This window comes from Variovorax sp. WS11 (assembly GCF_010499245.1).
Taxonomy (GTDB): Bacteria; Pseudomonadota; Gammaproteobacteria; order Burkholderiales; family Burkholderiaceae_C; genus Variovorax.
Genome location: NZ_JAAGOW010000001.1, coordinates 2,398,796 through 2,423,848 on the forward strand (window position 1 = coordinate 2,398,796; position 25,053 = coordinate 2,423,848).

The window sequence follows — 25,053 nt, forward strand, 5'->3', positions numbered from 1 at the left end:
GCAAGCCATGAAGATTGCCAGCTTCAACGTCAACGGTATCAACGGCCGGCTGCCGCGGCTGTTCGAATGGCTCGACGAGTCCAAGCCCGACGTGGCGTGCCTGCAGGAATTGAAGTCCCCCGACCAGAACTTTCCGGCGACTGCGCTGCGCGAGGTCGGCTACGGGGCGGTCTTCCACGGCCAGCGCGCATGGAACGGCGTGGCCATCCTGGCGCGCGGCAAGGACCCGATCGAGACCGGGCGCGGGCTTGAGGGCAACGCGCAGGACGACCAAAGCCGGTACATCGAAGCCGTGGTCGATGGCATCGTCATCGGCTGCCTCTATCTGCCCAATGGCAATCCCTGGCCCGGTCCCAAGTTCGACTACAAGCTGGAATGGTTCGAACGGCTCTGCGTCCATGCGCGCAGGCTCTTCGCCTGCGGTCTGCCCGTGGTGCTGGCGGGCGATTTCAACGTGGTGCCCACCGATGCCGACATCTACAACCCGGCCTCGTGGCGGGACGACGCATTGCTGCAGCCCGAGAGCCGCGCCGCCTTCGCACGGCTGCTCCAGCAGGGCTGGACCGATGCGGTACGCGCGTTGCATCCGCATGAGGCGATCTACACCTACTGGGACTACTGGCGCAATCGCTGGCCGCGCAACGCCGGCCTGCGCATCGATCACCTGCTGCTCAACGACGAACTCGCGCCGATGCTGAGCGCTGCAAGCGTGGACCGCGAGGTGCGCGGTCGTCCTGGGGCGAGCGATCATGCGCCCGTGTGGGTCGAGGTCGATTTGCCGCCGAGCTTTGCCATTGCTTGAGGGGTACGCCCCCTGGGCCGACCGTTGACACACCGCGCTACAGCACCCGTCGCCCTTCACGCCACACCCCGCGCACCACCGCATGCCGCGAGCCATCGGGCAGCTCGGTCATGCGCACGCGCACCAGGTCCGCGCGCAGGCCGGGCTCGATGGCGCCGCGGTCGCTGAGGCCGGTGGCCTTCGCCGGGGCGCGGGTGACCGTGGCCACCGCCTGCGGCAGGGTGAAGATGTCGTCGGCCACCAGGCGCATCACGGCGCCGAGCAGGCTGCTGGGCACGTAGTCGGACGAGAGGATGTCGAGCAGCCTGTGGCGCGCCAGTTCGGCCGCCGCGACGTTGCCCGAATGCGAGCCGCCGCGCACCACGTTCGGCCCGCCCATCACGGTGGCCAGCCCGCGTTCGCGCGCGGCCGAGGCTGCGGCCATCGTGGTCGGGAACTCCGACATGCTCGCACCCTCGGCATGCGCCTGCTCGACGTGGGCCACGGTGGTGTCGTCATGGCTGGCGAGCGCGATGCCGTGGGTGCGGCAGTAGTCGACGAAGTGGCGGCGATGCGGCTCGGCGTACTGGGCCTGCAGCGTGGCCGCGTGTGCGACCTGGCGCTCGAACTTCTCCGCGCTCCACCCCTTCTTGCCGGTGTAGTAGATGCGTGCGACCTCGATGTTCTCCCACTGGCGCTGGCCGGGCGTGTGGTCCATCAGCGAGATCAGCGACACGCGCGGATGGCCGTGGAAGGGCTCGAAGAGCTCGATGGTGTTGGGCGCCGGCAGCTCGCAGCGCACGTGCAGGTGGTGATCGGCGCGCAGCAGGTCCTTCGCTGCGCAGTTGTCGAGCGTGGCCAGGGTCCGGGTCCAGGTGCTGCCGCGCAGGCTCTCGGGGTCGGCCTCGCCGACACCCAGCGCATCGAAGACGGTGGTGATGCCGGCGGCGGCCACCTCGGCGTCGTGCGCGAGCAGCGCGGGCATCTCGGCCCATTGCACCTTGGGGCGCGGCATCAGGTGGCGCTCGAAGTTGTCGGTGTGCACCTCGACCAGGCCGGGCAGGAGGTAGTCGTTCTCGAGGTCCACGATGCCTGCCGCCGTGTTGCCGCCGTCGAGCGCGGCGATGCGGCCGTCGACGACCGAGAGGCTGCCGCGCACCACCTCGTCGGGCAGCACCATGCGCGCGTTGGAGAACACGATCGCTTCGCTCATGCCACGCTCCTGAAGTCGGCGACGTTGACTCGGCGCGTCGCCACCGCCGCACCCACCTCGGCGTCATGGAAGATGCCCACCAGCGCAGCGCCGCGTGCGGTGGTCTCGCGGATCAGCTCGATGACGGTGCGGGTGTTGGCCGCGTCCAGAGACGCGGTGGGCTCGTCCAAGAGCAAGAGGGGCTTGGGCTTGATCATGTTGCGTGCGATGTTGATGCGTTGCTGCTCGCCGCCCGAGAAGGTAGCGGGCGGCAGGTGCCACAGGCGCTCGGGGATGCGCAGGCGCTCCAGCCACCGACGCGCCTCGGCGCGCGCGGCCTCCAGCCCTTCGGCGTCGTCGCCGGCATCCTCGGCCAGCGGCTCGGCCACCACGTCCAGCGCCGGCACGCGCGGAATGACGCGCAGGAACTGGCTCACGTAGCCGATGGTGTCGCGGCGCAGGCGCACCAGCTCGCGCGGCGTGGCGGCGGTCACGTCGACCGCCTCGCCCTCGCGCGGCTGCACCAGGATGCGGCCGGCACTGGCGCTGTAGTTGGCATAGATGAGCTTGAGCAGCGTGCTCTTGCCCAGGCCCGAGGCGCCGTCGAGCACCACGCATTCGCCGGACGCGACGCTGAGCTCGACGCCGTCGAAGACCGGCAATTCGAGCTGGTTCTGGTGATGGAGGGTGAAGCGCTTGGCCACCCCCTGGAGCTGGAGCAGGGGTCGGTTCATTGGAGTACCTTCGCCTTCGGCTACGGTGCTATTCGCCTTCGGAGCGGCCGTGCTGCTCATGGTTGCAGCACCGAGGAGACGAGGAGCTGGGTGTAGGGATGCTGCGGGTCGTCGAGCAGCTGGTCGGTGAGGCCGGCCTCGACCACGCGGCCGCGCTGCATCACCATCATGCGGTGCGCGAGCAACCGCGCCACCGCGAGGTCGTGCGTGACCACGATGGCGGCCAGCTGCATCTGGCGCGTGAGCTGGCGCAGCAGGTCCAGCAGACGCGCCTGCACGGAGACGTCGAGCCCCGAGGTCGGCTCGTCCATGAAGACCAGGCGCGGACGCGTGACCAGGTTGCGCGCGATCTGCAACCGCTGGCGCATGCCGCCGGAGAAGGTGCGCGGCGCGTCGTCGATGCGCGCCGGATCGATCTCGACGCGCGCCAACCATTCCGAAGCGGTGGCGCGCAGGCGGCCGTAGTGCCGCTCGCCCAGGCCCATCAGCCGCTCGCCGACATTCGCACCGGCCGAGACGTCCATGCGCAGGCCCTCGGCCGCGTTCTGGTGGACGAAGCCCCAGTCGGTGCGCGCCAGCAGGCGCTGCTCGGCCTCGCTCATCGCGAAGACCTCGCGCAGTCCGGCGCTGCGGGTCTGGAACTGCACGCTGCCGGCATCGGGCTTGTCGCGCGCCGCCACCGCATTGAGCAGGGTGGACTTGCCGGAGCCCGACTCGCCCACGATGGCCAGCACCTCGCCGGGCCAGAGGTCGAAGCTCGCGTCCTGCAGGGCGACGCGGTCGCCGTAGCGCTTGCCGATTCCGCGCACGCGCAGCAGCGGCTGGGGGGAAGGCATCGCTGCGTTCATTGGGTAACCTCCGCGCTGCGCGCTGCGGTGCTATTCGACTTGGGAGCGGCCCGGCGTCTCATGCCGCCTCCGTCACGCGATCGGCGGGCAGCACGAGCGCGGGCGCCTCCTGATTCTGCTGCCGCGACTGGCAGTAGTCCGAGTCCGAGCACACATGCATGCGTGTGCCGCTGTCGTCGGTGATCAGCTCGTCGAGGAAGCTGTCGCCGGCGCCGCACAGCGCGCAGCGCGCGTCCCAGCGCTGCACCTCGAAGGGATGGTCCTCGAAGCCCAGGCTCTCCACCGGCGTGTAGGGCGGCACGGCGTAGATGCGCTTCTCGCGGCCGGCGCCGAAGAGCTGCAGCGCGGGGTTCATGTGCATCTTGGGGTTGTCGAACTTGGGGATGGGCGAGGGCGACATCACGTAGCGCTCGTTCACCAGCACCGGGTAGTCGTAGGTCGTCGCGATGTGGCCGTAGCGTGCGATGTCCTCGTAGAGCTTGACGTGCATCAGGCCGTACTCGGCCAGGCCGTGCAGGGTGCGGGTGACGGTCTCGCGCGGCTCCAGCCGCTGCATGGGCTCGGGCACCGGCACCTGGTAGACCAGCACCTGGCCTTCGGCCAGCGGCGTCTCGGGAATGCGGTGGCGCGTCTGGATCAGCGTCGCCTCCTGCGTGCGGGTGGTGGTCGCGACGCCGGTAGTGCGCTCGAAGAAGCGGCGGATGTTGACCGCGTTGACAGTGTCGTCCGAGCCCTGGTCGATGACCTTGAGCACGTCCTTCGGACCGATCACCGAGGCGGTGACCTGGATGCCGCCGGTGCCCCAGCCGTAGGGCAGCGGCATCTCGCGCGACCCAAAGGGCACCTGGTAGCCGGGGATGGCCACTGCCTTGAGGATGGCGCGGCGGATCATGCGCTTGGTGCGCTCGTCGAGATAGGCGAAGTTGATGTCGGGGGCGTTCATTCGTCGTCCTTCGGCGCGTGGGTGGCGCGCATGCGGCGCACCAGCTCAAGCTCTGCCTGGAAGTCCACGTAGTGCGGCAGCTTCAGGTGCTGCACGAAGCCCGAGGCTTCGAGGCTGTCGCTGTGCGAGAGCACGAATTCCTGCATCTGCGCGGGCGATTCGACCGTCTCGCCCAGCTCGCCGGCGCGCAGCGCGCGGTCGACCAGGCTCATCGCCATCGCCTTGCGCTCGCTGTGGCCGAAGGCCAGGCCGTAGCCGCGGGTGAACTGCGGCGGCTCGGTCTTGCTGCCGGCGAACTGGTTGACCATCTCGCACTCGGTGATCTCCAGCTCGCCGATGGAGATGGGAAAACCCAGCTCCTCGGGCGCCAGCTCCAGCGCGACGCTGCCGAAGCGGATCTCGCCGACGAAGGGATGGCTGTGCGAATAGCCGCGCTGGGTCGAGTAGGCCATCGCGAGCAGGAAGCCCTCGTCGCCGCGCGCGAGGTTCTGCAGGCGCGTGGCGCGGTCGGCCGGGAAGCGCAGCGGCTCGCGGGTGAGGTCCACCGGCGCGGGATCGCCGGGGGGCACGGGGCGGGTCTCGATCAGGCGCTCGTGGTTGAGCAGGTCCACCACGCGCGGCGTGGCGGCGGGCGCTTCGACCGGCGTCGTCTCGACTTCGGAGCGCGCGCGTGCCTCGCCATTCGCGAGCAACGTGAAGTCGAGCAGGCGCTGCGTGTAGTCGTAGGTCGGCCCCAGCACCTGGCCGCCGGGCAGGTCCTTGAAGGTGGCGGAGATGCGGCGGTCCAGCTGCATGCGCGCGGTGTCCAGCGGCAGGCTCGCGCCCAGGCGCGGCAGCGTGGCGCGGTAGGCGCGCAGCAGGAAGATGGCTTCGACCAGGTCGCCCGCGGCCTGCTTGATGGCCAGCGCGGCGAGCTCGGGGTCGTAGACCGAGCCCTCGGTCATCACGCGATCGACCGCCAGCTTGAGCTGCTCGCGGATCTGCGTGACCGAGAGCTCGGGCGTGGCGTTGTCGCCGCGGCGCTGTTCGGCCAGCAGGCGATAGCTCTGGAGGATGGCGGCTTCACCGCCCTTGACTGCGACGTACATCCGCTTCAGTCCTCGAGTTCGATGCGCGTGGTGCGCGGCAGGCCGACGATCTGGTGCTGCGTCGCGAGGAACAGGTCCACGCCGCGCGGGAAGGCGGCCTGCTGCGCGGCGCGCTGCGCCACCAGCCGGTGCGCCATCTCGCTGGGCAGGCCGTCGACGCACAGGCGCGTCTGCGTGCGGATGCCGGGGCCACGCAAGGTCCAGCCCTCGTCCTCGTCGCCATCGGCCAGCGAGGGCACATCGACCACGCAGGTGGCGGACTGCTCGGGCGCGACGTCGGTGCCCTGCGCGAAGTGCTCCAGCGCGGGTAGCTCGTCGCTGCCCGCGATCCAGGCGAACTGGGCTTGGGCCGGATCGTCCACCAGCGTGCAGCCGCTGTGGAAGCGCAGCCAGGCGGCCGCGTCGCTGGCTGCAAGCGAAGGCGAAAGCCACAGCTTGCAGTCCGGATCGAGCAGCGCCAGCAGCAGGGCAGCCGAAGCCGCATGCCCGCGCGAAGGCACCTGGGCATCGTGCGGCAGGTCGACGATGCGGCCCGGGTGCGAGAGTGCCTCCAGCGCCGCGCGGAACACGGCCTGGCTGCCGAGCGCGAGGTCGGAGAAGCCCGCGCCGACGGCGGACAGGTCGGTGGTGGTCATGGTCTGGCCTATCGAAACACCTTCGCCTTCGGCTGCGGTGCGAGCGCCTTCGGGCGGCCGGGCGGCGCTCATAAGGCAAGCTCTCTTTGGTTGAAGGCCGCCGAAGTGCTGCGGCGCAGGGTTGTCCACCGGGCTTGGTTGTGGACAACGCGCTGGCCCTTTGTCAGGCCACGAAGCGTGTTGTCCACAACTGCGAAGCACCCGGTGGTCAACCCGTGTTCAGCGCGAGGACTTTGCGTGTGTGCGGCATTGACGCCGTCGAGGAGAACAACCGAAGGTATCGACCGACTTCCGTGCCCCTGCGGTGACTGCCTAGTGCGCTTGCCTTTCAAAGGCCCGAATGAGACCCGCAGCCCGCAGGGTGCCGGAAGGCCACGACGGGCCACAGGATGTAGCGCCAGGCCTACCCAGCTGGAGCGCCAATTTATGAGCTTCCCGCCGCGCCTTCCGACACGGGCAGTCATACCGCAACTTCCAGGAGTCTGTCCATGAGTACCAATGCTTGCAGCAGCGTGTTTGTCGGCCTGGACTGGGCCGTGCACACCCATGCGGTGTGTGTCGTCGACATCACAGGCCGTGTGCTTGAGCGCTTCGAGATCGCCCACGATCGCGAGGGCCTGGCCGAGTTGATGCGACGCCTGGCTCGCTTCGGCGCGCGTGTGCGCATCGCCATCGAGCGGCCTTCGGGCCTGATCGTCGACGCCCTGGTCGAGGCCGGCCATCGTGTCTTTCCGATTCATCCCAACGCGGTCAAGGCCAGCCGTCCGCGCTACCGCAGCCATGGCGCCAAGAGTGATGCCTCCGATGCTTACCTGCTGGCCGACCTGCTGCGCACCGACGGCCACCGCTGGGGGGAGTTGTCGCCGCAGTCCGATTCGATCCGCGCGCTGCGTGCGCTGGTGCGCTCGCGCGACGATCTGGTGGCCACCCGCGTGGCACTGGGCAACCAACTGCGCAGCACGCTCGAGGCCTTCTGGCCCGGCGCGGCTTGCATCTTCTGCGACATCACTTCGCCCATCGGGTTGGCGTTTCTCAAGCGCTATCCCTCGGCCGTGTCGGCCACCCGGCTGAGCGAGGCCGCCTTGAACCGGTTCTGCCGCAGCCAGCACTACAGCGGACGCCGCAGTCCGGCCGAGTTGCTGGTGCGGCTCAACAGCGCCGCAACGGGCCTGGCCGGCCCCCTCACCAATGAGGCTGCTGGGCAGCTCGTGCGCTCGATGGTGGCGGTGCTGCAGCCGCTGGTCGAACAGATCGCCGAACTCACGCGACGCATCGAGCGCTTCGTCGAGTCGCTGCCCGACGGGCAGATCATCATGTCCTTCCCGCGGGCCGGCCGTGTCTGCGCCGCGCAGATCCTGGCCGAGTTGGGTGATGTGCGCGAGCGTTTCCCCACGCTCGATCAGCTGGCCTCTGAAGCTGGCGCCGTCCCAGTGACCTACCAGTCCGGCAAGACCCGCAGCGTGGCCTTCCGATGGGCCTGCAATCACCGCCTGCGCCAGGCCATCACTTGCCTGGCCGACAACTCGCGTCACGCCAACGACTGGGCACGCTCCATCTACGCCGCAGCGCGTGCCCGCGGCTGCGATCACCCCCATGCGATCCGCATCCTCGCGCGAGCTTGGCTGCGCGTCATCTGGCGCGCATGGACCGACCGCATTCCCTATGACCCAGCGCGCCATCTTGGCGCCCTCAAGCTCGCTTCCAGCGAGGGAGGTTGACCCAGGATGTCTCATTCGTCTTCCTCGTCGTCGCCATCCGCACCGCCGGCTTCGCGCGCGACGGTGAAGAACTCGACCTTGCTGGCCTGCGCGCGCGCATGGCGTTCGGCGCACTGCTGCGCCAGGTGCAGCCGCACGGGCTCGAGCAGGCTGGCATCGAGCGCCTCCTGCTGCGCCGGGTCCTGCAGCAGCGCATCGGCCACGGCCGCGAGCTGCGCTTGCCGGTGCGAGCGGCCCAGCACGTAGGCGACGCCGACGGCCGCGTCTTCCTGCGCCATGCCCGCCAGGCGCAGAGCGCAGCGGGTGACCGTGACTTCGCCGAGGTTGAAACGCTCGCCGGTGCCGCCTGCGCGGCCCTGGACCATCATGAGACCCGTCTCCGGCGCGCGCAGCCATTGCGGCGTACGCTTCGCGTGCTCGCCCAGCGCCGGCTCCAGCATCGAGAGCGGCGCCCTTGCCAGCACGGCCATCCACTGCGAGCGGCCCGGCGGGCGGTTCGCAGGGTGGTTGTCAAAGGCATGAAACATCGGGGTGATACTCTGAGAAAGTTGTATAGACAAATCGAACAACTGGCGCCAGCTTAGGCGCGACCCGTGTCCCTTTCATGACAACCACCACGACGTCTTCCTCCCCGCTTGCCCTCACCCCGCGCCCGGCGCGCGATTCGTTCTGGACCCGCATCGCGGCCGAGCTGGCCGAGGCCATCGCGCGCGGCGTCTATCCGCCCGGCGAGCGCCTGCCCTCGGAGCACGCGCTGGCCGAGCAGTTCGGCGTCAACCGCCACACCATCCGCCGCTCGCTGGCCAGCCTCAGCAGCCAGGGCCTGCTGCGCGTGACGCAGGGCAGCGGCACCTATGTGGAGGAGTTCGCGGTCGAGCTGGTGCTGGCCAAGCGCACGCGGCATCACCAGAACATGGCGCTGGCCGGCCTGCGCGGCGAGCTGCGCGTGCTGGGCGCGGGCACCGTGCGCGCGAACGCCGCGCAGGCGCGCGCGCTGCAGGTGCCCGTGCGCAGCATGCTGCTGCGCCTTCAGGTGCTGGGCGAGGCCGAGCAGCAGCCGCTGCACGTGGGCGAGCGCTTCTTTCCGCTGCCGCGCTTCGCGCAGCTCGAGGCGGTGGTGCGCGAGACCGGCTCCATCACCGCCGCCTTCGCCGTGCACGGCGTGGCCGACTACACGCGCCACGAGAGCCGCATCACGGCGCAGATGCCCGAGCCCGAAGTGGCGGCGCAGCTGCGCCAGCCGGCCGCGCGGCCGGTGCTGCTGGTCGAGAGCGTGAACGTGGACACCGAGGCGCAGCCGATCGAGTTCGCGCGCACCTGGTTTGCGGGCGACCGCGTCACGCTGACGGTGACCCACGATGAATGAGACGCCGATGCATCGCTATGCGGTCTATTTCGCGCCGCGCGTGAACAGCCCGTGGTGGCTGGCCGGCAGCCGCTGGCTGGGGCGCTGCGCGGCGCGCGGCGAGCCGATTGCGCAGGCACCGGTGCCGGGGCTGCCGGCGCCCGAGCTGCATCGGCTGACGAAGGCGCCGCGGCGCTACGGCTGGCATGCGACGCTGAAGGCGCCCTTCGCGCTGGCGCCGGGTGTCGATGCATCGCAGCTGCGCGACGGCCTGCGCGCGCTCGCGGCCGACTTCCAGCCTTTCACGCTGCCTCCGCTGAAGGTCGCGATGCTCGACGATTTCCTCGCGCTGGTGCCCGATGGCGATGCGCACGCGGTCGAGGCCCTGGCCGCCGCCTGCGTGACCCGCCTGCAACCGCTGGCGGCGCCGCTCGCGCCCGCCGAAGTCGAACGCCGCCGCGCGGCCGGGCTCACGCCTGAGGAAGATGCGCTGCTGCTGCGCTGGGGCTACCCCTTCGTGCTGGAGCGCTTTCGCTTCCACCTCTCACTCACCGGCTCGCTGAAGGACGCCGAGCCCGCGGCAATCGAGGCGTTGAAGGAAGCGGCGCGCCATCGCTTCGATGCGCTGCCGGCCTGCCGCGTCGAGAGTGTTTCGCTGTTCGCCGAGCCCCGGCCGGGCGCGGACTTCATGCTCGTCGAGCAAATGGAGCTCGGCGTATGAAGGGGCAGCTGGTCTATGTGATGGGCCCTTCCGGCGCGGGCAAGGACAGCCTGATCGCCTGGCTCAAGGACCATCTTCCGCCGCATCTGCCGCTGCACCTGGCGCGCCGCACGATCACGCGGCCGATCCGCCACGGCGACGAGCAGCACCACAGCGTGAGCGAACAGGCCTTCGCGCTACTGCACCAGGCACAGGCCTTCGCGCTCGACTGGCAGGCCAATGGGCTGCGCTACGGAGTGCGGCACGACGAGCTGGCGCCGCTGCATCGCGGCAACTGGGTGCTGGTCAATGGATCGCGGGCCTACCTGCCGCAGGCTGTCGCGAAGTTTCCGCATCTGACCGTGGTTCATGTCACGGCCAGCCTCGAGGTGCTGCGGCAGCGCCTGCTGGCGCGCGGGCGCGAGACGCCGGAGATGGTCGAGGCGCGGGTGCGGCGGGCGCTGGTGTTTCGGGCGCCGCCGCATGCGATCGAGGTGCGCAACGATGGGAGCCTGGCTGAGGCTGGGGGGCAGCTGTTGCGAGCTTTCGAGAGGTTGGGGCGGGGCCATGAACTGTCGACCGACAGCCCTAGAACCGCGCCTTCAGAAACGCCGAAGGCCCCTTCAACTTGACCCGCAGCCGCGCCGTGCTGCTCAGCGTATCGAAGTCCCGCTTCAGCTCGATCTCGCTCACCCCATAGGACAGCACCACGCCCACGTTCTTGATCGGAAACCACTCCACCCCAAGCGCCGCGTTGTAGATGTGCCCGCGCAGATTGCTGCCCCCCTTGCGCACGCCCGACACGTCGGCGAAGAGGCGAAGGTCCGGACTGATGGCATGCCGCACGCCGATCTCCAGCAGCGGCGCGAAGGCGTCGTCGCTGTCATGCTGGCTGAAGGTGGCGGTGGCGCCGTTCACGCCGGCGAGTGCGTTGCTGTCCAGGCTCACGCGGTAATACGCCACCCCCGCCCCCAGGCCCAGCACCGTGTTGCCCGAGCCGATCCACCACTTGTAGGCGAACTTGGCGAAGTCCAGCTTGAGGTCGAGGTTGACGTTGCCGAGCGCCGTGACCGAGGTCGGCCCGATCGCGAAGCTGTTGGCGAAGCCGGTGCCGTAGTCGCGGTTGAAGCGGTAGTAGTCGAGCGAGAAGCCCTGGCTGTCACCGATCAGCACATCGGCCGTGATGCGCGGCATGGTCACGCTACCGCCCTCGATGTCGCGTGTGTCGAAGCGGCCGTAGGGCGTGTTCAACCCGGCGTCGAGAGTGGGTTCGGCGTGGAAGGCGCCGACCGAGAGGCTGAAGCGGTCCAGTGCGGGCGAGGGCTCGGCGAGCGCAGAAGTCGACATGGAGAATCCCGCCCCAGCCAAGATGGCGAGGACGCATGAGCGCGAGAACATCATGAAGAAGCAGTCCGATGTGGCGGCAGATGCTCGGCGTGAAGGCCCGATGTCGTGACGCCGCGAAGCTCCCCTGGGCGCGAGCGCCAATGTAGAGCGCATGCCGTGCGCGGCAATGCGTGGTTGTCGGCTTCGCGTGTAGGAATTGGCCTTGAGGCCGCCCTGCACGGCCGCTCGCGGGTCCTACAGCAGGCGAGGGGCCCTGAGGACACGGCGCCGCATGCCTGCTCCCTAGCGTCGTGGCTCATTTTCCAGAAAGGCTCATCATCATGAAGGCACTCGTCTACCACGGCAGCAAGGACGTTCGCGTCGAAACGGTCAAGGACCCGGTGCTGAAGGAGCCTGACGACATCATCCTGCGCGTAAGCGCCACCGCCATCTGCGGCTCCGATCTTCATCTCTACCGCGGCAAGGTGCCGGGCCTGCAGTCCGGCGACATCCTCGGCCACGAGTTCATGGGCGAGGTGGTGGAGACCGGCAGCGCCGTGACGGCGCTGAAGGCCGGTGATCGCGTGGTGGTGCCCTTCGCGATCGCCTGCGGCGAATGCTTCTTCTGCGGCACGCGGCTGTTCGCGGCCTGCGAGCGCACCAACACCGGCCGCGGAGCCCTTCTCAACGCCAAGGGGCTTCGGCCCGGCGCCGCGCTCTTCGGCTACACGCATCTCTATGGCGGGGTGCCCGGCGGACAGGCCGAGTTCGTGCGCGTGCCCAAGGCGAACGTCGGCCCCATCCGCATTCCCGATGCGCTGTCCGACGAGCAGGTGCTGTTCCTCAGCGACATCCTGCCGACCGGCTACCAGGCGATTCTCAATGCGGAAGTCGGGCCGGGCTCGAACATTGCCATCTTCGGTGCCGGCCCGGTGGGCCTCATGGCCGCGGCCTGCGCGCGCATGCTCGGGGTAGAGGGAATCATCATGGTCGACCACCACGAGTACCGCCTCGAGTTCGCACAGCGGACCTATGGCGCCGTGCCGATCAACTTCGACAAGGTCGATGCCGCGGAGGTGATCGTCGAGGCCACGCACCGCCGCGGCGTCGACGCCGTCATCGACGCGGTGGGCTTCGAGGCCAAGGGCAGTGCGATCGAGACCGTCCTCACCACGCTGAAGGTGGAGGCCAGCAGCGGCAAGGCGCTGCGCCAGTGCATCGCCGCCGTGCGCCGCGGAGGGGTGGTGAGCGTGCCGGGCGTCTACGCGGGCTTCCTGCACGGCTTTCTCTTCGGCGACATCTTCGAGAAGGGCCTCACGATCAAGGGTGGGCAGACGCACGCCCAGCGCTTCATGCCGGAGCTGCTCGAACACATCGGCAACGGCCGCCTGAAGCCCGAGGCCATCATCACCCACCGGCTTCCGCTGGCCGAGGCGGCGCGCGGCTACCGCGTCTTCAACCAGCAGCGGGAAGACTGCCGCAAGGTGGTGCTCACGCCTTGACCGGGCCGCCGCTCACAACGCCTCGTTGAACGCATAGAGCACGTTGTCCTGGCACCGATGCCAGAGTCCACGCCGGGCCCATGCATCGAGGCGCAGCTCCGTGCAGTCCCGCGCGTCGCGCTCGAAGATCGCCTCCAGCTGCGCGGCCAGCGCGTCGTCGCGCACGCCCAGCGTGATCTCGTCGTTGGTCTCGAAGGACCGGTCGTCGAAGTTGCTGGACCCGATCGCACACCACGCCGTGTCGACGGCCATCACCTTCTGGTGCAGCAGGCACTTCGGATACTCGAAGATGCGCACGCCGCCGGCGAGCAGAAGGTGAAAGTTGCGATGCGCCGCGTGCTGAACCATCGGCATGTCCGACGCCTCGGTCGACGGCACCATCACGCGAACGTCGACGCCGCGCTGCGCCGCGTCGCACAAGGCATCGATCGCCTCCCTGTCCGGCAGGAAGTAGGGGTTCTGGATCCAGATGCGCTTGCGCGCGACGCACAGCACCAGGTGGTGCAGGATCTTCACCGCCGGCGGAGAGCCTTCGGGCTTGAGGCTGGCGACATGGACGGCGACATCGCCCACGCGCTCGAGCGGCGGGAACACCTCGTCGCCGACGAACAGCTCCCCCGTGTCCTCCACCCAGTTCTCGCTGAACGCCCCCTGCACCGCATGGACGATCGGCCCGCGCAGGCGCACGCCCAGGTCGCGGACGTGCTCGCGGGTCTCGCCGTTGCCCAGCCAGCCGTCGACGATGCAATGGCCTCCGACCAGCGCCACCCGGCCATCGACGACCAGGAGCTTGCGATGGTCGCGTTCGTTGAAGACGCCGATGTTGCGGATGTGCCGCGGGTGATGCATCCTGGGCGGACAGCCCGCTTCCCGAAGGCGCACGGCATCGCGCCCCATCTGCTTCCCGCCATTCGCGTCGACCAGCACGCGCACCTTGATCCCGGCGCGATGGCGTTCCAGCAAGGCATCCACGACCCGTGCCCCCAGCGTGCCTTCCTTCCACAGAAAGGTCTCGAAATGCACGGAGCCCTTGGCCCCGCGGATCTCTTCGAACATGGCCTCGAAGAAGGCGCCGTTCTCCAGCAGCTCGACCGCGTTGCCTTCGTAGATCGTGCCTTGCGTCAGCCCCGACAAGGAGGGCAGCAGATCGGTGATGGCGGCATCGCACTCGATCACCAGGCCTGGATCGCGATGCCGGCGAATCGACCAGATCACCAGCCCCAGCATCACGACGACGATCGCCAGCGCCAGCGCAAGCCAGGTGGGCCATGACGGCGAGGCGGGCAGGTCGATGCTCATGCCGCCTCTGCCTCTAACAGCCGCGGACCGGGATGTTCATTCCTTGGGATCGATGCCCTCGATCGGATTTTTCGTCACGTCCTTCCCGATCTCGACGACCTTGTCCTCGTTGGCCTCGTCGCGGAACTCGCCGGGTTGATCTTCCGTGCTCTTCTCCATGTTGTCCTTGACGCTCTCGCGGCTCGTCTTGGGCTGTTCCTTCGTGTTCATGGTGTCTCCTTGCATATGGCCGCCGCGCGGGCGGTCCGGTGCCGATCGCCGGCACGCTCCGAGCATGGCGGCCGGGGCAGCGCCGTGCTGTCAGGCAAGAAGAAGTTCGGGCGTAAGGGAAGCCGCGCCGCCCGAGGCTACTGCTCGGGTCTTCGCCAGAGCCAGATCGACACGATCAGCATGACCAGCGGGACGGCGACTCTGGCCGCCACGGGCACGGGCGCGAACTGCAGCACCAGCGCACCGAACGCCATCGAGACACTGGCCGCCCACTTCGCGCGGCGAGACACAACCTGGCCCCGGCGCCATTCACGAAGCGAATGCCCATAGCGTGGATGCCCGAGCAGCCATTGCTCGAGCGCCGGCCATCCGCGCCCTGCGCACCACGCGGCCAGGAGCAGGAAGGGAACCGTGGGAAGAAGCGGCAGCACAGCGCCGACGATTGCGAGCGCAAGAAACAGGATCGCGAGGATTCGCCAGAGCAGGGACAAGTGATGGAGTTTCCAGATCAGCGCTCGAGGGCGCCCGCAGCGGCCATGATCTGCGCCGCGTCCGGAAAGTAGCACAGGCTGCTCGGCCCGTCGCGCGCCTCGATGTTCGCCCAGGCGATGGTGCCGGTGCCATCGATCAGGAAGTGCCCGACCAGCTGCGTGGCATGGCTCGCCATGATCGCGGTGTCGGTTTCGTCGGGCTCGAAGCCGTCCTTGGCATTCATCGCGGCATTGGCGGCCATCGGCTGCATGGGCTCGGGCAGCTCACCGGTGGGATTGACGCGCGCCGCCTCGAAGTCCGCCATGCGCGTGCGGGAAGGCCATTGGGTCGGCTCTGTACTTCCGTCGGGCAGGAACTCGACGGCCGGCACGCCAAAGGCCCGGTGCGTGCCGCAAGCCGGGTCGGCCAGGAGCAGCAGCGGCACCGGGCGGTAGCGGAAGTACATGCGGGCGCGCTCCACGGGCGTGTTGATCACCGCCACCGTCTCGATCCCCTCGGCGCGCAGGGCCGGCTGGATGTCGGCCAGCTGCGTCACCTGACGCCGGCAGAAGGGGCAGTGCAGCCCGCGAAACAGGCCGATCAGGAAGGGGCGGCCGCGCAGGTCGGCGAGGGAGACGCTGCCTTCGCGGTTGGCCGCGGGGAGCGCGAACGCGGGCGCTGGATCTCCCGGCTGCAGCGGGTGAAGCGGATCTCCCATGGGGCACCTCTCTTCGTCGTGTCGCTCGGTCGAGCGGGTAAGCGTTCGGACCCTATCACTTGTCGCAGGAAGGCACAACGCCGCGAGTCCGCATCGGAAGCGCCCCCCTGTGCGGCATCGCGCGACTGAACCACAATGCCATCCGGAGGTGTCCATGCTCGTCGACGCGGATTCGGAAATGGTTCGCGCGCCACCCGCGCCAGCGCCGTCAGATCCACTCGCTGCGCAGCAGAAGGGCGCACGCCAACGCCCGGCGCGCCGGTGGCACCTGTTCCCCAAGTACGCGCTGCTGATCATCGCGCTGGTCTGCAGCATGCTCGTCGTCAGCGGCGCGGTCGTCACCTACTTCTCCTACCGCGAGAACCAGGCCCACGTCGTCGCGCTGCAGGCCGAGAAGGCCCAGGCCGCGGCCACGCGCATCGAGCAGTACGTGCTGAACATCGAGCAGCAGCTGGGCTGGACCGCGCTGCCGCGCGTCGATGCGCCCGGCAGCGATCCGCGCGAGGCCCGCTACATCGAGTACCTCAAGCTGCTGCGCCAGGCGCCGGCCATCACCGACGTGGCGTGGATCGACGGCGCCGGGCGCGAGCAGCTGCGCGTCTCCCGGCTGGCGATGAACGAGCTGGGCCGCGGCGTCGACCGTTCGGCCGAGCCGGGCTTTCGCAGTGCGGTCGAGGGCCGCACCTGGTTCGGCCCGGTCTACTTCCGCATGGGCACCGAGCCCTACATGACGCTCGCGCGCCCCTCCGGGCCCGGCGGCGGCGTCACGATGGCCGAGCTCAACCTGAAGTTCGTCTGGGACGTGGTCTCGCGCATCCGCATCGGGGCCAAGGGCCTGGCCTACGTGATCGATGCCGAGGGCACCTTGATCGCCCACCCCGACATCAGCCTGGTGCTGAAGAAGACCGACATGGCCGCACTGCCGCAGGTGGCGGCCGGGTTGCGGCCCGGCTCCGACGCGTCGCAGGCGCCTGCGCGCGACCTGTCCGGCCAGCGCATGCTGGCTGCGCACATGCCCATCCCCTCGCTCGGGTGGACGGTGTTCGTCGAGTCGCCGCGCAAGGAGGCCTTCGCGCCGCTGTACGTCATGCTGCAGCGCATGGGCCTGGTGCTCGTGCTGGCGCTGCTGGCCTCGATGGCGGCCACCTTCTTCCTGGCACGCGCGCTGGTGCGCCCGCTGCGCGCGCTGCAGGCCGGCGCGGCGCAGATCGGCGCCGGCGACCTGGACCGGCGCATCGAGGTCCACACCGGCGACGAGCTCGAAGGGCTGGCCGAGCAGTTCAACCAGATGGCCGCGCAGTTGCGCGAGTCGTACGCGGAGCTGGAACGCAAGGTCGAGCTGCGCACCGCCGAACTGAGCGAGTCGCTCGCCTACCAGACCGCCATCAGCGAGGTGCTGCGCGTCATCAGCGAATCGCCGACCGACGTGCAGCCGGTCTTCGAGGCGATCCTCGACTGCGCGGTGCGGCTGCTCGGCAGTGTGACCGCCGCGGTATTCCGCTACGACGGGCGGCTGGTGTACCTGGCGGCCCATCGAAACTGGTCGCCGTCGGCCGTCGAGAACGCCGCGCGCTTCTATCCCGGGCCGCCCGACACGCGCATGCTCAGCGGCCGGGTGATCGCGTCGCGCAAGGCGGTGGCGATCGCCGACGCAGCGGCCGACGCGGACTACGACCGCTCCACCGCGTCGACCGGCCATTGGCGCCGCATGCTCGGCGTCCCGCTGCTGCGGGACGGCTTGCCCATCGGCGCGATCGCGGTGGCCTGGGCGGACCCCGGCACGACGCCGCAGCGCCAGATCGACCTGCTCGAGACCTTCGCCGGGCAGGCCGCGATCGCCATCGAGAACCTGCGACTCATCAACGAGACCCAGGAGGCGCTCGCGCAGCAGACCGCCAGCGCCGAGGTGCTGCGGGTCATCAGCAGCTCGGTGGCCGACGCGCGGCCGGCCTTCGACGCCATCCTCGGCAGCTGCGAGCGCTTTCTTTCGGCGAGCGGGCTGGGCATCGCGCTGGTCGACGATGCCGGCATGTTGCAGAACGGCGGCTTCCGCGGCGCCCGCGAGCAGCTGCTGCGCGCCATCGTCGGCGCCTTTCCGCGCCCGCTGGAAGGCAGCGCGACCGGGCTCGCGCTGCGCGAGCGGCGCGTCGTCCACTATCCCGTGGTGCTCGATTCCGCGGACGCACCGGCGGGTTTGCGCGACGTGGCCGCAACCACCGGCGACTTCTCCATCGCGATCGCGCCGATGCTGTGGGACCAGCGCGGCGTCGGCGCGGTGCTGGTGCTGCGCGATCCGACGAATCCCTTCTCGGCCAAGGAGCTCGCGCTGCTCAAGACCTTTGCCGACCAGGCCGTCATCGCGATCCAGAACACGCGCCTGTTCAGCGAGATCCAGGACAAGGGCCACCAGCTCGAGCTGGCCAACAAGCACAAGTCGGAGTTCCTGGCCAACATGTCGCACGAGCTGCGCACGCCGCTGAACGCGATCATCGGCTTCAGCGAGGTGCTCGCCGAGCGCATGTTCGGCGAGGTCAACGACAAGCAGCTCGAATACCTGAAGGACATCCACGCCTCCGGCCACCACCTGCTGAGCCTGATCAACGACATCCTCGACCTCTCGAAGATCGAGGCCGGCCGCATGGAGCTGGACCTGTCGAGCTTCCACCTACCGATGCTGCTCGACAACACCGTCACGCTGGTGCGCGAGCGCGCGCTGCGGCACGGGCTGACGCTGGCGCTGGAGATCGACCCGACCCTCGGCGACTGGGTGGCCGATGCGCGCAAGCTCAAGCAGGTGGTGATCAACCTGCTGTCGAACGCCGTCAAGTTCACGCCGGCCGGCGGGTGCGTGACGCTGCGCGCACGCGCGCTCGAGGATGCGGTGGAGATCGCCGTCGTCGACACCGGCGTGGGCATCGCCGCCGACCAGCAGGCGCTGGTGTTCGAGGAGTTCCGCCAGGCCGGCGGCGACTACCTGCGCAAGGCCGAGGGCACCGGCCTGGGGCTGGCGCTCGCCAGGCGCTTCGTGGAGCTGCACGGCGGCACGCTTCGGGTGGAGAGCGCCCTGGGGCAGGGCTCGACCTTCGCCTTCGTCCTGCCGCGGCGGGCGCTGGGGGATTCGTTGCACGAACGGGATTGATCGCCGAGGGCAAGAGGAGGAACATGGCGCCCGGGCTCCCATCCCGCGCACAGCCCGCGACGCGCAGAGGAGGTGATCGAATGGCATCGAACCGACTCAGCATCCCGCTGTCACGCCGTGCTGCGATCGTCGCCGCGCTCGCGGCCTTCGCCAGGCCGTCAGGCGCACAGACGCGCGCGGCCGGCAAGGCGCGGCTGGGCATCCTCAGCGCCTCGACCCCCGACCCGATCACGCTGCGCACCCAGATCGATCCCTTGCGCCAGGGGCTGCGCGAGCTCGGCCATGCCGAAGGGCGGAACCTGTCCATCGAAATGCGCTGGGCCGAGGGCAAGTTCGACCGGCTGCCCGCCTTGCTGGACGAACTGCTCCGAAGCGACATCGACATCCTGATGACCACCAGCCCGCGCCCGGCGCTGCTCGCGAAGGAGGCGGTGAAGACCCTGCCGATCGTCGCCGTGGGCGTCGACGATCCGGTGAAGTCGGGACTGGTCGCCGACCACATACGCCCGGGCGGCAACATCACCGGCATCTCGGCCGCGTTCGACGGCCTCCTGCAGAAGCGCCTGCAGCTGCTCAAGGACATCCTGCCGGGGGCACGCCGCTTCGCCATCGTGTTCAACCCGAACACCGTGCCGCACGCGGACCTCGCGCGGAGCGTGGCCAACTGGGAGCCGGCCCTCGGCGTGGCGCTGCAGATCGACGCGATACGCGGCCCGGATGATTTCGAGCCCGCCTTCGCATCCATCGTCGGCGCAGGCACGAACGCGGTCGCTCTCTTGGCGGACCCCATGATCTGGACCGAGCGCGCCAAGCTCGGCGCGCTGTGCGCGAAGCACCGCCTGCCATCGATCTGGGGCGGCGCTGGTTATCTCGACGTCGGGGGCCTGCTGTCTTACCAGGGCGACTGGTCCGCGCTCTTCTACCGCGCCGCCGGCTTCGTCGACAAGATCCTCAAGGGCACCAAGCCGGGCGACATCCCCTTCGAGCAGGGCACCAAGCTGGAACTCGTCGTCAACCTCAAGGCGGCCAAGACGCTCGGCCTGACCATTCCGCAGAGCGTGCTGGTGAGTGCCGACCAGGTGATCGAATGAAACGGCGCGACGTCACGACGCTCCTCGCCGCGGCCGCGCTGGCCGGCCTCGCGCGCGCGGCGCCTGCCGGCGCACGAGCCCCGAAGATCGGCCGCCTTTCCGAAGGCGGGCCACCGAGCGCGGACACGCTGGACGGATTCCGCAAGGCAATGCGCGAGTTCGGCTACCCGGACATCGTGATCGAAGCACGGAATTCCGCCGGCGACTACGCCAGGCTGCCCGAGCTCGCGGCCGAGCTCGTGGGCCTCGGCGTCGACGCGATCTGGACCGTGGGCACCATCGCGACCGGTGCCGCAAAGGCCGCGACGCGCACCGTCCCCGTCGTGATGGTCAGCGCCGATGCCGTCGGCGCCGGACTCGTCGACAGCATGGCGCACCCCGGAGGCAATATCACCGGCCTGACGCTGATCGCCACCGAGCTGGTGCGCAAGCGGCTCGAGCTGATGAAGGAGCTGTACCCGGGGAGCCGGCGAGTGATCGGCTTCTGCACCGGTCCCGGCGCGCTGGATGTTCCGCTCGTGGTCCAGTGGGTGCGCGAGAGCGAGGCGGCCGCCCGCAAGCTGCGCCTGGGCTTCGAGCTCATCGAGGCGGCCCCCGACCCGACGCAATGGGACGGCCTGTTCGCCTCGTTCGCAACGCGGCCCGGCACGGCACTGTCGCCCATCGAAAGCCCCTTCCTGCTGCAGCACCGGACGCTGCTGGCCGAGCTCTCGCTGAAGCACCGGCTGCCCGCCATCTATGCCTTGCAGGAACACGTGCTTGCCGGCGGCCTGTGTTCCTACGGGGTGAACCTGCGCTTCCTGTTCGAGCGCGTCGCCTACTATGTCGCGAAGGTTCTCGATGGCGTCAAGCCCGCCGACCTGCCGGTGGAGCAGCCGACCCGCTACGAGCTGGTCATCAACCGGAAAACCGCCGAGGCGCTCGGCCTGTCGGTCACGCCGTCGCTGCTGCTGCAGGCCGACCGGGTGATCGAATGATGCGGGGAGAAACAGCATGAGCACCATCCTGATCGTCGAGGACAACGAGAAGAACATGAAGCTGGTGCGCGACATCCTCCAGCACGCGGGCCACGCCACGCTCGAAGCCGCGACCGGCCGCGAGGGCCTGCGCCTCGCCGTCGACGCGCAGCCCGACCTGGTGCTGATGGACATCCAGCTGCCCGACATCGACGGCATCGCCGTGCTGCGCGAGATCCGCCGCAATGCCGCGCTCGACGCGGTGCCGGTGCTGGCGGTGTCGGCCTCGGTGATGCCCGACGAGCAGCAGAAGATCGTCAGCTCCGGCTTCGATGCCTTCATCACCAAGCCGATCCAGCTGCAGCAGTTTCGCGAGACCGTGCAGCGCATGCTGCGGGAAGGGCGGCCTGTTCGATGAGCGCCACTATCCTCGTCGTCGACGACACGCCGCTCAACGCCAAGCTGCTCGCTGACCTGTTGTGCGTCAAAGGCTACCGGGCCGTGACCGCGGCCTCCGGCCCCGAAGCGCTTCGCAAGCTGGCCGAAGAGAAGCCCGACCTGGTGCTGCTCGACGTGATGATGCCGGGCATGAGCGGCTACGAGGTCTGCGCCGCCATCCGCGCCGATCCGGCGCACGCGATGCTGCCGGTGGTGCTGGTGACTGCGCTCGACCCGGCGGCGGAGCGCGTGAAAGGCCTGGAGGCCGGTGCGGACGACTTCCTGAGCAAGCCGGTGGCGCAGGCCGAGCTGCTGGCGCGCGTGAAGTCGCTGCTTCGCATCAAGCAGCTGTACGACGAGGTCGAGCGCCAGCGCAGCGCGCTGGCGGAATGGAACCGCACGCTGGAGCAGCGGGTGCAAGAGGGCGTGCAGGAGCTCGAGCGGGTCGGCCGGCTGCGGCGCTTCTTCTCGCCGCAGCTTGCGGAGGCCATCGTCAACGGCGGCGCCGACGATCCACTGAAGAGCCACCGCTGCGAGATCACCGTCGTCTTTCTCGACCTGCGCGGCTTCACCGCCTTCACCGAGACCGCCGACCCGGAGGAGGTGATGGCCGTGCTCGCCGACTACCACGCCGCGATGGGGCGGCGCATCCTCGAGTTCGAAGGCACGCTAGAACGCTTCACCGGCGACGGGATCATGGTGTTCTTCAACGACCCGACGCCGATCCCCGACCCGGCGCCGCGCGCGGCACGCATGGCGCTGGCGATGCAGGGCGACGTGGCGCTGCTGGCCGAGCGCTGGCGCAAGCGCGGGCACGAGCTGCAGATGGGCGTGGGCATCGCGCAGGGCTTCGCGACGCTGGGCGGGATCGGCTTTCCGGGGCGCATCGACTACGGGGGCGATCGGGACCGTGACCAACCTCGCGGCGCGGCTGTGCGGGGAGGCGCAAGGCGGCGAGGTCCCGGTGTCGCAGCGCGTGTGGGGCGATCGAAGGGGTCGTGGAGGGCGAGGCGGCGGGGGCGCTGGTGTTGAAGGGGTTTGCGCGGCCGGTGCAGGCGTTTAGGTTGCGGTGCGGGTGAGGTCTGAAGACTTGAGGAAAGGGCCGATGCCTGGCTTGGCTACTGCAATCGATAGGCCAGTTGGCGCTCGTGCCGCATCGAAAGCAGCACCACATCCTGTTTGGAGTGAGCGTAGAGCACGACGTGGCGAGCCAACACCAGCTCTCGCAGTTCGGGCATACCGAGTGCTCGCGCGAGTTGCCTGGCCTGCTCGGACTGAAACTGCCCCCAACCTGATTTCGCGTCGAGGAATCGGGCGGGTCGGCCACTCGCTGGTGCGAAGGAAAGAAGCGCCCGTGCTTTCACAACTTCCGCCTGCAGCTTCTTGAAGCGCGAGGGCGCAGAAGCGGTGTCCTGTTCTTCCATGAAGGCGCGGGCGGCCAGCAGGCACGCCAGGAAGTTGGGAACCGCCCGGACCCTTGCGTTGACGGGAATGCTCACGGCGCAGGTGAGACGCCGAGTGCCTGATCCAGTTCTTCGTCAGCCACGAACTGTCCCGCCAGGGCCTGCCGCAAGCCGGCGATGGCGTCCTCGGCCAGCACGAGGCTCGCATGCTCGGCTTCGAGGGCATGGTAGTAGTCCAGTCGGCGCGCGTCGATCAGAGCGACGTAGCTCGCGCCGTTCTTGGTCAGCACTTTTTCGGAGCCGCTTCCCACCACGTCTTCGGCCAGGTCGGTGAGCCTGGCGCGCGCTTCGCTGATCGGAACGACGTCTGATGCTCGCAATGGCATGTTGCAGTATCCGTTAAGGTTTTCGTTAATGTCGATCAGTTTAACGACCAAACCTGCAAGACTGCAATCGAAGCCGTTCGCGCGGCCGGTGCAGGCGTCTCGGTTGCGGTGCGGTTGAACGCAGCGCTTTGCAGGACGAGGCTCGCGCCGCGGCGCAGTAGCTGAGACATCACTGCCCACACGGGCATTGCGCACCGCGCCCCGCTACGCGGCAAACGTAGGCCATCCGCCATATGGAGGAGCCCTTGTTTTGGGCGTACAACATTCGCGCCCGAAGGGGCCGAGCGTCTGTCAGCGTGTTCAATATCTTCAGGTGATCGGCTTCGGCCCTGGTATCACCGCCCGTGGCGGGGCAGGAGAAGGATCATGGACAAGCCTTGCGGTATGGCCGTGCTCTGCGCTGGCGCAGCAGCGGCGGCGATGATGGTAATAAGTCCTGCGTGGGCCCACGAGCCGGGCCGAATGACTGGCGGTGGCAGCTTTTTCTGCCCCTACTACGGTGGGACCCAGAAAGTGACCCACGGATTCGAGTTGCACTGTGGAACCGGCGGAGCGTTCGAAGGCGCCGACCCCGCGGAGCCCAACAACCTGGAGATCAATTTTTCCGGTGGTGACAACTTCCACCTGACCACTTTGAGGAAAGGTCTTTGCAGCAACGACCCTGCCATCGACCAGACACCCCCGAACAGTTCGCTTTTCGACACCTTCGTGGGCGAAGGCACCGGAACATTCAATGGCCAGCCCGCGGCGATCAACTTCACGTTCGTCGATGCCGGAGAGCCTGGCACATTGGACACTGCCCGGGTCCTCATCACGGTGGGGGCGTCGACCGTGCTGGACTGCGATGACGCCGCTGCCCCGCTGACCTTCGGCAACCATCAGGCACACAAGCTGACGGGCAATAAGTAGCAAGGACCTGGCGATCCAGGAAGGGCTGCCGTGGCCAAAAACAAGGATCGAGCGCGCAGGGCATGGGCGGGCCTGTGCCTGGCCGCGCTTACGCTGGCCTTGGGTACGCCTTTGCTGGCAGCTGAAGCCGGCAAGGCACCCTCCATCGAGGCCGATGCGCAGCGCTCCGAGCAAGACTTTGCAAGCCTCGGCGGCGCGCTCTACAACCCATTCAGCCCCACGTTCGAGACGGCGGCGAAGATGCCCAGCGTCGCCTCGCCGGCGCGGCAGCAAGCGAACGACGAAAGCTTCGGCCTCGCGGCGACGACCCTTGCAGCGTTCTTCGCTGCCGGGGCCCTTGTCGTTCTCGTTCGCTTACTCGTGGCGGGCTAGGCAGCGGCTGCGCTGACGCTCCAGCAGGCGGCGGAGAAGCGAACTTCGCTTGCCTGCACAAACGGGTCGAAGGCCGCGCGGACGGTTGCGATGACGCGCGCACGCGTGCGCTCGTCCGCGTCCTGAAGCACCAAGCCGACTGGACCCAGCCTGGTGAAGTAGCCGACCAGTTCCTTCTCGGGCAAGGTGCAGGCGACATCGATCGGTTGAATGTCGATGCCGGTCCACCCGCTCTCTTCGAGGATCGAAGCCACTCGCTGCCGATCCGCGAAGGCGAACTGGCCCGGCGCGCCTGGCGGCCGAGGGGGAAGGGTCAGCAGTGGTGCCGCGGCGCGTTCGGCCGTCGTCATGAACGGGTTGTCCGCCGCGCTACGCCAAGTGATGGCGTGCAGCCTCGCATCCTTGCTTGCCGCTCGCCGCAGGTTCGCGAAGGCCACGACCGGGTCGTCGAAGAACATGACGCCGAAGCGCGAAACGATCATGTCGAAGCTCGCAGGCTCGAAGGCATGGCGTTGCGCGTCGGCGCAGACGAAGCTGGCCGGCGCGCCTTCGCTTTCGGCGCGCGCCCGTGCGACGGCGATCATCGGCTCCGAGACGTCGACGCCGATGCAGCGGCCCGTGGCGCCGAGCCGCCGCGCAATGGCCAAGGTCGTGCCGCCGGTGCCGCAGCCGACGTCGAGCACGCGCTGCGCGGACGCGGCGACGACCGCCTCGACGAGCAGGTCTTCGAAGGGCTGCAGCACGGCGTCGAGCACCTGCTGTTCGTCGACCCATGCGCGTCCGGCGCGGCCGTTCCAGAAGGCCGCCTGGTCGTTGCCGGTCTGGGGTGTGGTGGTGTCCATGGTCATC

General features: G+C 68.9%; 28 protein-coding genes. 13 read left to right on the top strand and 15 right to left on the bottom strand.

Features of this window, described 5'->3' with window-relative positions; translation table 11 throughout:
* The first annotated feature begins 7 nt into the window (after positions 1-7).
* The gene (locus GXN78_RS11785) at positions 8-802 is read left to right on the top strand and encodes an exodeoxyribonuclease III (protein WP_106556067.1); all 795 of its coding nucleotides are present in this window, start codon (positions 8-10) and stop codon (positions 800-802) included.
* Between the two features lie 37 nt (positions 803-839).
* Here GXN78_RS11785 and GXN78_RS11790 read toward each other — a convergent pair whose 3' ends face one another.
* From GXN78_RS11790 to phnH, 6 genes are read right to left on the bottom strand one after another with little or no spacing between them, the layout of a single operon-like run.
* Positions 840-1,994, bottom strand: coding sequence for an alpha-D-ribose 1-methylphosphonate 5-triphosphate diphosphatase (locus GXN78_RS11790; RefSeq protein WP_106556066.1), 1,155 nt, complete (start codon positions 1,992-1,994; stop codon positions 840-842).
* On the bottom strand, positions 1,991-2,707 hold the full coding sequence (gene phnL / locus GXN78_RS11795; protein WP_106556065.1) for a phosphonate C-P lyase system protein PhnL: 717 nt from the start codon (positions 2,705-2,707) through the stop codon (positions 1,991-1,993). Before phnL ends, GXN78_RS11790 begins: the two co-directional genes overlap by 4 nt.
* A 56-nt stretch (positions 2,708-2,763) precedes the next feature.
* A complete protein-coding gene (phnK, locus tag GXN78_RS11800; protein ID WP_181360524.1) occupies positions 2,764-3,555 on the bottom strand; it encodes a phosphonate C-P lyase system protein PhnK in 792 nt (263 codons plus the stop codon).
* A 58-nt stretch (positions 3,556-3,613) separates the two neighbouring features.
* Positions 3,614-4,498, bottom strand: coding sequence for an alpha-D-ribose 1-methylphosphonate 5-phosphate C-P-lyase PhnJ (locus GXN78_RS11805; RefSeq protein ID WP_106556064.1), 885 nt, complete (start codon positions 4,496-4,498; stop codon positions 3,614-3,616).
* Positions 4,495-5,586, bottom strand: a complete 1,092-nt coding sequence (locus GXN78_RS11810; protein WP_106556063.1) for a carbon-phosphorus lyase complex subunit PhnI — start codon at positions 5,584-5,586, stop codon at positions 4,495-4,497. Before GXN78_RS11810 ends, GXN78_RS11805 begins: the two co-directional genes overlap by 4 nt.
* A gap of 5 nt (positions 5,587-5,591) precedes the next feature.
* Positions 5,592-6,221 (bottom strand): phosphonate C-P lyase system protein PhnH, encoded by a 630-nt coding sequence (phnH, locus tag GXN78_RS11815; protein WP_106556062.1) that lies wholly within the window; start codon positions 6,219-6,221, stop codon positions 5,592-5,594.
* A 488-nt stretch (positions 6,222-6,709) separates the two neighbouring features.
* Between phnH and GXN78_RS11820 the strand changes: the two genes are divergently transcribed.
* On the top strand, positions 6,710-7,939 hold the full coding sequence (locus GXN78_RS11820) for an IS110 family transposase (RefSeq protein WP_106561506.1): 1,230 nt from the start codon (positions 6,710-6,712) through the stop codon (positions 7,937-7,939).
* A gap of 11 nt (positions 7,940-7,950) precedes the next feature.
* On the opposite strand, the gene phnG is transcribed toward GXN78_RS11820, so the two are convergent.
* Positions 7,951-8,466 carry a phosphonate C-P lyase system protein PhnG gene (gene phnG / locus GXN78_RS11825; protein WP_106559325.1) on the bottom strand — a complete coding sequence of 172 codons (516 nt, stop codon included), beginning with the start codon at positions 8,464-8,466 and terminating at the stop codon, positions 7,951-7,953.
* Between the two features lie 77 nt (positions 8,467-8,543).
* Between phnG and phnF the strand changes: the two genes are divergently transcribed.
* From phnF to phnN, 3 genes are read left to right on the top strand one after another with little or no spacing between them, the layout of a single operon-like run.
* Positions 8,544-9,305, top strand: coding sequence for a phosphonate metabolism transcriptional regulator PhnF (gene phnF / locus GXN78_RS11830; protein WP_106559326.1), 762 nt, complete (start codon positions 8,544-8,546; stop codon positions 9,303-9,305).
* Between the two features lie 7 nt (positions 9,306-9,312).
* Complete coding sequence (locus tag GXN78_RS11835; RefSeq protein WP_239142672.1) at positions 9,313-10,005, top strand: DUF1045 domain-containing protein; 693 nt, start codon at positions 9,313-9,315, stop codon at positions 10,003-10,005.
* Entirely contained in the window at positions 10,002-10,616 is a 615-nt protein-coding gene (gene phnN / locus GXN78_RS11840; protein ID WP_106559328.1) for a phosphonate metabolism protein/1,5-bisphosphokinase (PRPP-forming) PhnN, read from the top strand. The genes GXN78_RS11835 and phnN overlap by 4 nt, the downstream gene beginning before the upstream one ends.
* Here the strand turns inward: phnN and GXN78_RS11845 are convergent.
* Positions 10,573-11,331 carry a hypothetical protein gene (locus GXN78_RS11845; RefSeq protein ID WP_239142673.1) on the bottom strand — a complete coding sequence of 253 codons (759 nt, stop codon included), beginning with the start codon at positions 11,329-11,331 and terminating at the stop codon, positions 10,573-10,575. The genes phnN and GXN78_RS11845 overlap by 44 nt on opposite strands.
* A 320-nt stretch (positions 11,332-11,651) precedes the next feature.
* On the opposite strand from GXN78_RS11845, the gene GXN78_RS11850 reads away from it, so the two are divergent.
* Positions 11,652-12,812, top strand: coding sequence for a zinc-dependent alcohol dehydrogenase (locus GXN78_RS11850; RefSeq protein ID WP_106559330.1), 1,161 nt, complete (start codon positions 11,652-11,654; stop codon positions 12,810-12,812).
* Positions 12,813-12,824: 12 nt separating this feature from the next.
* Here the strand turns inward: GXN78_RS11850 and GXN78_RS11855 are convergent, their stop codons facing one another.
* The 4 genes from GXN78_RS11855 to GXN78_RS11870 form a co-directional block, all read right to left on the bottom strand.
* Positions 12,825-14,111 carry a phospholipase D-like domain-containing protein gene (locus GXN78_RS11855; protein ID WP_106559331.1) on the bottom strand — a complete coding sequence of 429 codons (1,287 nt, stop codon included), beginning with the start codon at positions 14,109-14,111 and terminating at the stop codon, positions 12,825-12,827.
* A 36-nt stretch (positions 14,112-14,147) separates the two neighbouring features.
* Positions 14,148-14,321: a hypothetical protein gene (locus tag GXN78_RS11860; protein ID WP_164255426.1), complete on the bottom strand. Its 174-nt coding sequence runs from the start codon at positions 14,319-14,321 to the stop codon at positions 14,148-14,150.
* 137 nt (positions 14,322-14,458) lie between these two features.
* On the bottom strand, positions 14,459-14,812 hold the full coding sequence (locus tag GXN78_RS11865; RefSeq protein WP_239142674.1) for a YbaN family protein: 354 nt from the start codon (positions 14,810-14,812) through the stop codon (positions 14,459-14,461).
* Positions 14,813-14,829: 17 nt separating this feature from the next.
* Positions 14,830-15,510 (bottom strand): redoxin domain-containing protein, encoded by a 681-nt coding sequence (locus tag GXN78_RS11870; protein WP_106559332.1) that lies wholly within the window; start codon positions 15,508-15,510, stop codon positions 14,830-14,832.
* A gap of 154 nt (positions 15,511-15,664) precedes the next feature.
* Here GXN78_RS11870 and GXN78_RS11875 point away from each other — a divergent pair, with 154 nt between their 5' ends.
* From GXN78_RS11875 to GXN78_RS11895, 5 genes are all read left to right on the top strand, one after another.
* A complete protein-coding gene (locus GXN78_RS11875) occupies positions 15,665-18,649 on the top strand; it encodes a GAF domain-containing protein (RefSeq protein ID WP_164255427.1) in 2,985 nt (994 codons plus the stop codon).
* A gap of 80 nt (positions 18,650-18,729) precedes the next feature.
* Positions 18,730-19,740 (top strand): ABC transporter substrate-binding protein, encoded by a 1,011-nt coding sequence (locus tag GXN78_RS11880; RefSeq protein WP_164255428.1) that lies wholly within the window; start codon positions 18,730-18,732, stop codon positions 19,738-19,740.
* Entirely contained in the window at positions 19,737-20,717 is a 981-nt protein-coding gene (locus tag GXN78_RS11885) for an ABC transporter substrate-binding protein (protein ID WP_106559335.1), read from the top strand. The genes GXN78_RS11880 and GXN78_RS11885 overlap by 4 nt, the downstream gene beginning before the upstream one ends.
* A 16-nt stretch (positions 20,718-20,733) precedes the next feature.
* Positions 20,734-21,114: a response regulator gene (locus GXN78_RS11890; RefSeq protein ID WP_106559336.1), complete on the top strand. Its 381-nt coding sequence runs from the start codon at positions 20,734-20,736 to the stop codon at positions 21,112-21,114.
* Positions 21,111-22,166 (top strand): adenylate/guanylate cyclase domain-containing response regulator, encoded by a 1,056-nt coding sequence (locus GXN78_RS11895; RefSeq protein ID WP_204162215.1) that lies wholly within the window; start codon positions 21,111-21,113, stop codon positions 22,164-22,166. The genes GXN78_RS11890 and GXN78_RS11895 overlap by 4 nt, the downstream gene beginning before the upstream one ends.
* Positions 22,167-22,252: 86 nt before the next feature.
* On the opposite strand, the gene GXN78_RS11900 is transcribed toward GXN78_RS11895, so the two are convergent.
* Both GXN78_RS11900 and GXN78_RS41155 read right to left on the bottom strand, forming a co-directional pair.
* Positions 22,253-22,633: a hypothetical protein gene (locus GXN78_RS11900; RefSeq protein ID WP_106559338.1), complete on the bottom strand. Its 381-nt coding sequence runs from the start codon at positions 22,631-22,633 to the stop codon at positions 22,253-22,255.
* Complete coding sequence (locus GXN78_RS41155; protein WP_239142675.1) at positions 22,630-23,103, bottom strand: type II toxin-antitoxin system Phd/YefM family antitoxin; 474 nt, start codon at positions 23,101-23,103, stop codon at positions 22,630-22,632. The genes GXN78_RS11900 and GXN78_RS41155 overlap by 4 nt, the downstream gene beginning before the upstream one ends.
* 186 nt (positions 23,104-23,289) lie before the next feature.
* On the opposite strand from GXN78_RS41155, the gene GXN78_RS11910 reads away from it, so the two are divergent.
* Together GXN78_RS11910 and GXN78_RS11915 are read left to right on the top strand one after the other, a co-directional pair.
* A complete protein-coding gene (locus GXN78_RS11910; RefSeq protein ID WP_106559340.1) occupies positions 23,290-23,832 on the top strand; it encodes a hypothetical protein in 543 nt (180 codons plus the stop codon).
* 30 nt (positions 23,833-23,862) lie between these two features.
* A complete protein-coding gene (locus tag GXN78_RS11915) occupies positions 23,863-24,204 on the top strand; it encodes a hypothetical protein (RefSeq protein ID WP_106559341.1) in 342 nt (113 codons plus the stop codon).
* On the opposite strand, the gene GXN78_RS11920 is transcribed toward GXN78_RS11915, so the two are convergent.
* On the bottom strand, positions 24,201-25,046 hold the full coding sequence (locus tag GXN78_RS11920; protein ID WP_106559342.1) for a class I SAM-dependent methyltransferase: 846 nt from the start codon (positions 25,044-25,046) through the stop codon (positions 24,201-24,203). The genes GXN78_RS11915 and GXN78_RS11920 overlap by 4 nt on opposite strands.
* Positions 25,047-25,053: the final 7 nt, after the last annotated feature.

Bases quoted from the DNA above. Each gene is read 5' to 3' on its own strand.
- GXN78_RS11785 (WP_106556067.1), top strand. From the start codon at position 8: ATGAAGATTGCCAGCTTCAACGTCAACGGTATCAACGGCCGGCTGCCG.
- GXN78_RS11790 (WP_106556066.1), bottom strand. From the start codon at position 1,994: ATGAGCGAAGCGATCGTGTTCTCCAACGCGCGCATGGTGCTGCCCGAC.
- phnL (WP_106556065.1), bottom strand. From the start codon at position 2,707: ATGAACCGACCCCTGCTCCAGCTCCAGGGGGTGGCCAAGCGCTTCACC.
- phnK (WP_181360524.1), bottom strand. From the start codon at position 3,555: ATGAACGCAGCGATGCCTTCCCCCCAGCCGCTGCTGCGCGTGCGCGGA.
- GXN78_RS11805 (WP_106556064.1), bottom strand. From the start codon at position 4,498: ATGAACGCCCCCGACATCAACTTCGCCTATCTCGACGAGCGCACCAAG.
- GXN78_RS11810 (WP_106556063.1), bottom strand. From the start codon at position 5,586: ATGTACGTCGCAGTCAAGGGCGGTGAAGCCGCCATCCTCCAGAGCTAT.
- phnH (WP_106556062.1), bottom strand. From the start codon at position 6,221: ATGACCACCACCGACCTGTCCGCCGTCGGCGCGGGCTTCTCCGACCTC.
- GXN78_RS11820 (WP_106561506.1), top strand. From the start codon at position 6,710: ATGAGTACCAATGCTTGCAGCAGCGTGTTTGTCGGCCTGGACTGGGCC.
- phnG (WP_106559325.1), bottom strand. From the start codon at position 8,466: ATGTTTCATGCCTTTGACAACCACCCTGCGAACCGCCCGCCGGGCCGC.
- phnF (WP_106559326.1), top strand. From the start codon at position 8,544: ATGACAACCACCACGACGTCTTCCTCCCCGCTTGCCCTCACCCCGCGC.
- GXN78_RS11835 (WP_239142672.1), top strand. From the start codon at position 9,313: ATGCATCGCTATGCGGTCTATTTCGCGCCGCGCGTGAACAGCCCGTGG.
- phnN (WP_106559328.1), top strand. From the start codon at position 10,002: ATGAAGGGGCAGCTGGTCTATGTGATGGGCCCTTCCGGCGCGGGCAAG.
- GXN78_RS11845 (WP_239142673.1), bottom strand. From the start codon at position 11,331: ATGTCGACTTCTGCGCTCGCCGAGCCCTCGCCCGCACTGGACCGCTTC.
- GXN78_RS11850 (WP_106559330.1), top strand. From the start codon at position 11,652: ATGAAGGCACTCGTCTACCACGGCAGCAAGGACGTTCGCGTCGAAACG.
- GXN78_RS11855 (WP_106559331.1), bottom strand. From the start codon at position 14,111: ATGAGCATCGACCTGCCCGCCTCGCCGTCATGGCCCACCTGGCTTGCG.
- GXN78_RS11860 (WP_164255426.1), bottom strand. From the start codon at position 14,321: ATGAACACGAAGGAACAGCCCAAGACGAGCCGCGAGAGCGTCAAGGAC.
- GXN78_RS11870 (WP_106559332.1), bottom strand. From the start codon at position 15,510: ATGGGAGATCCGCTTCACCCGCTGCAGCCGGGAGATCCAGCGCCCGCG.
- GXN78_RS11875 (WP_164255427.1), top strand. From the start codon at position 15,665: ATGCTCGTCGACGCGGATTCGGAAATGGTTCGCGCGCCACCCGCGCCA.
- GXN78_RS11880 (WP_164255428.1), top strand. From the start codon at position 18,730: ATGGCATCGAACCGACTCAGCATCCCGCTGTCACGCCGTGCTGCGATC.
- GXN78_RS11885 (WP_106559335.1), top strand. From the start codon at position 19,737: ATGAAACGGCGCGACGTCACGACGCTCCTCGCCGCGGCCGCGCTGGCC.
- GXN78_RS11890 (WP_106559336.1), top strand. From the start codon at position 20,734: ATGAGCACCATCCTGATCGTCGAGGACAACGAGAAGAACATGAAGCTG.
- GXN78_RS11895 (WP_204162215.1), top strand. From the start codon at position 21,111: ATGAGCGCCACTATCCTCGTCGTCGACGACACGCCGCTCAACGCCAAG.
- GXN78_RS11910 (WP_106559340.1), top strand. From the start codon at position 23,290: ATGGACAAGCCTTGCGGTATGGCCGTGCTCTGCGCTGGCGCAGCAGCG.
- GXN78_RS11920 (WP_106559342.1), bottom strand. From the start codon at position 25,046: ATGGACACCACCACACCCCAGACCGGCAACGACCAGGCGGCCTTCTGG.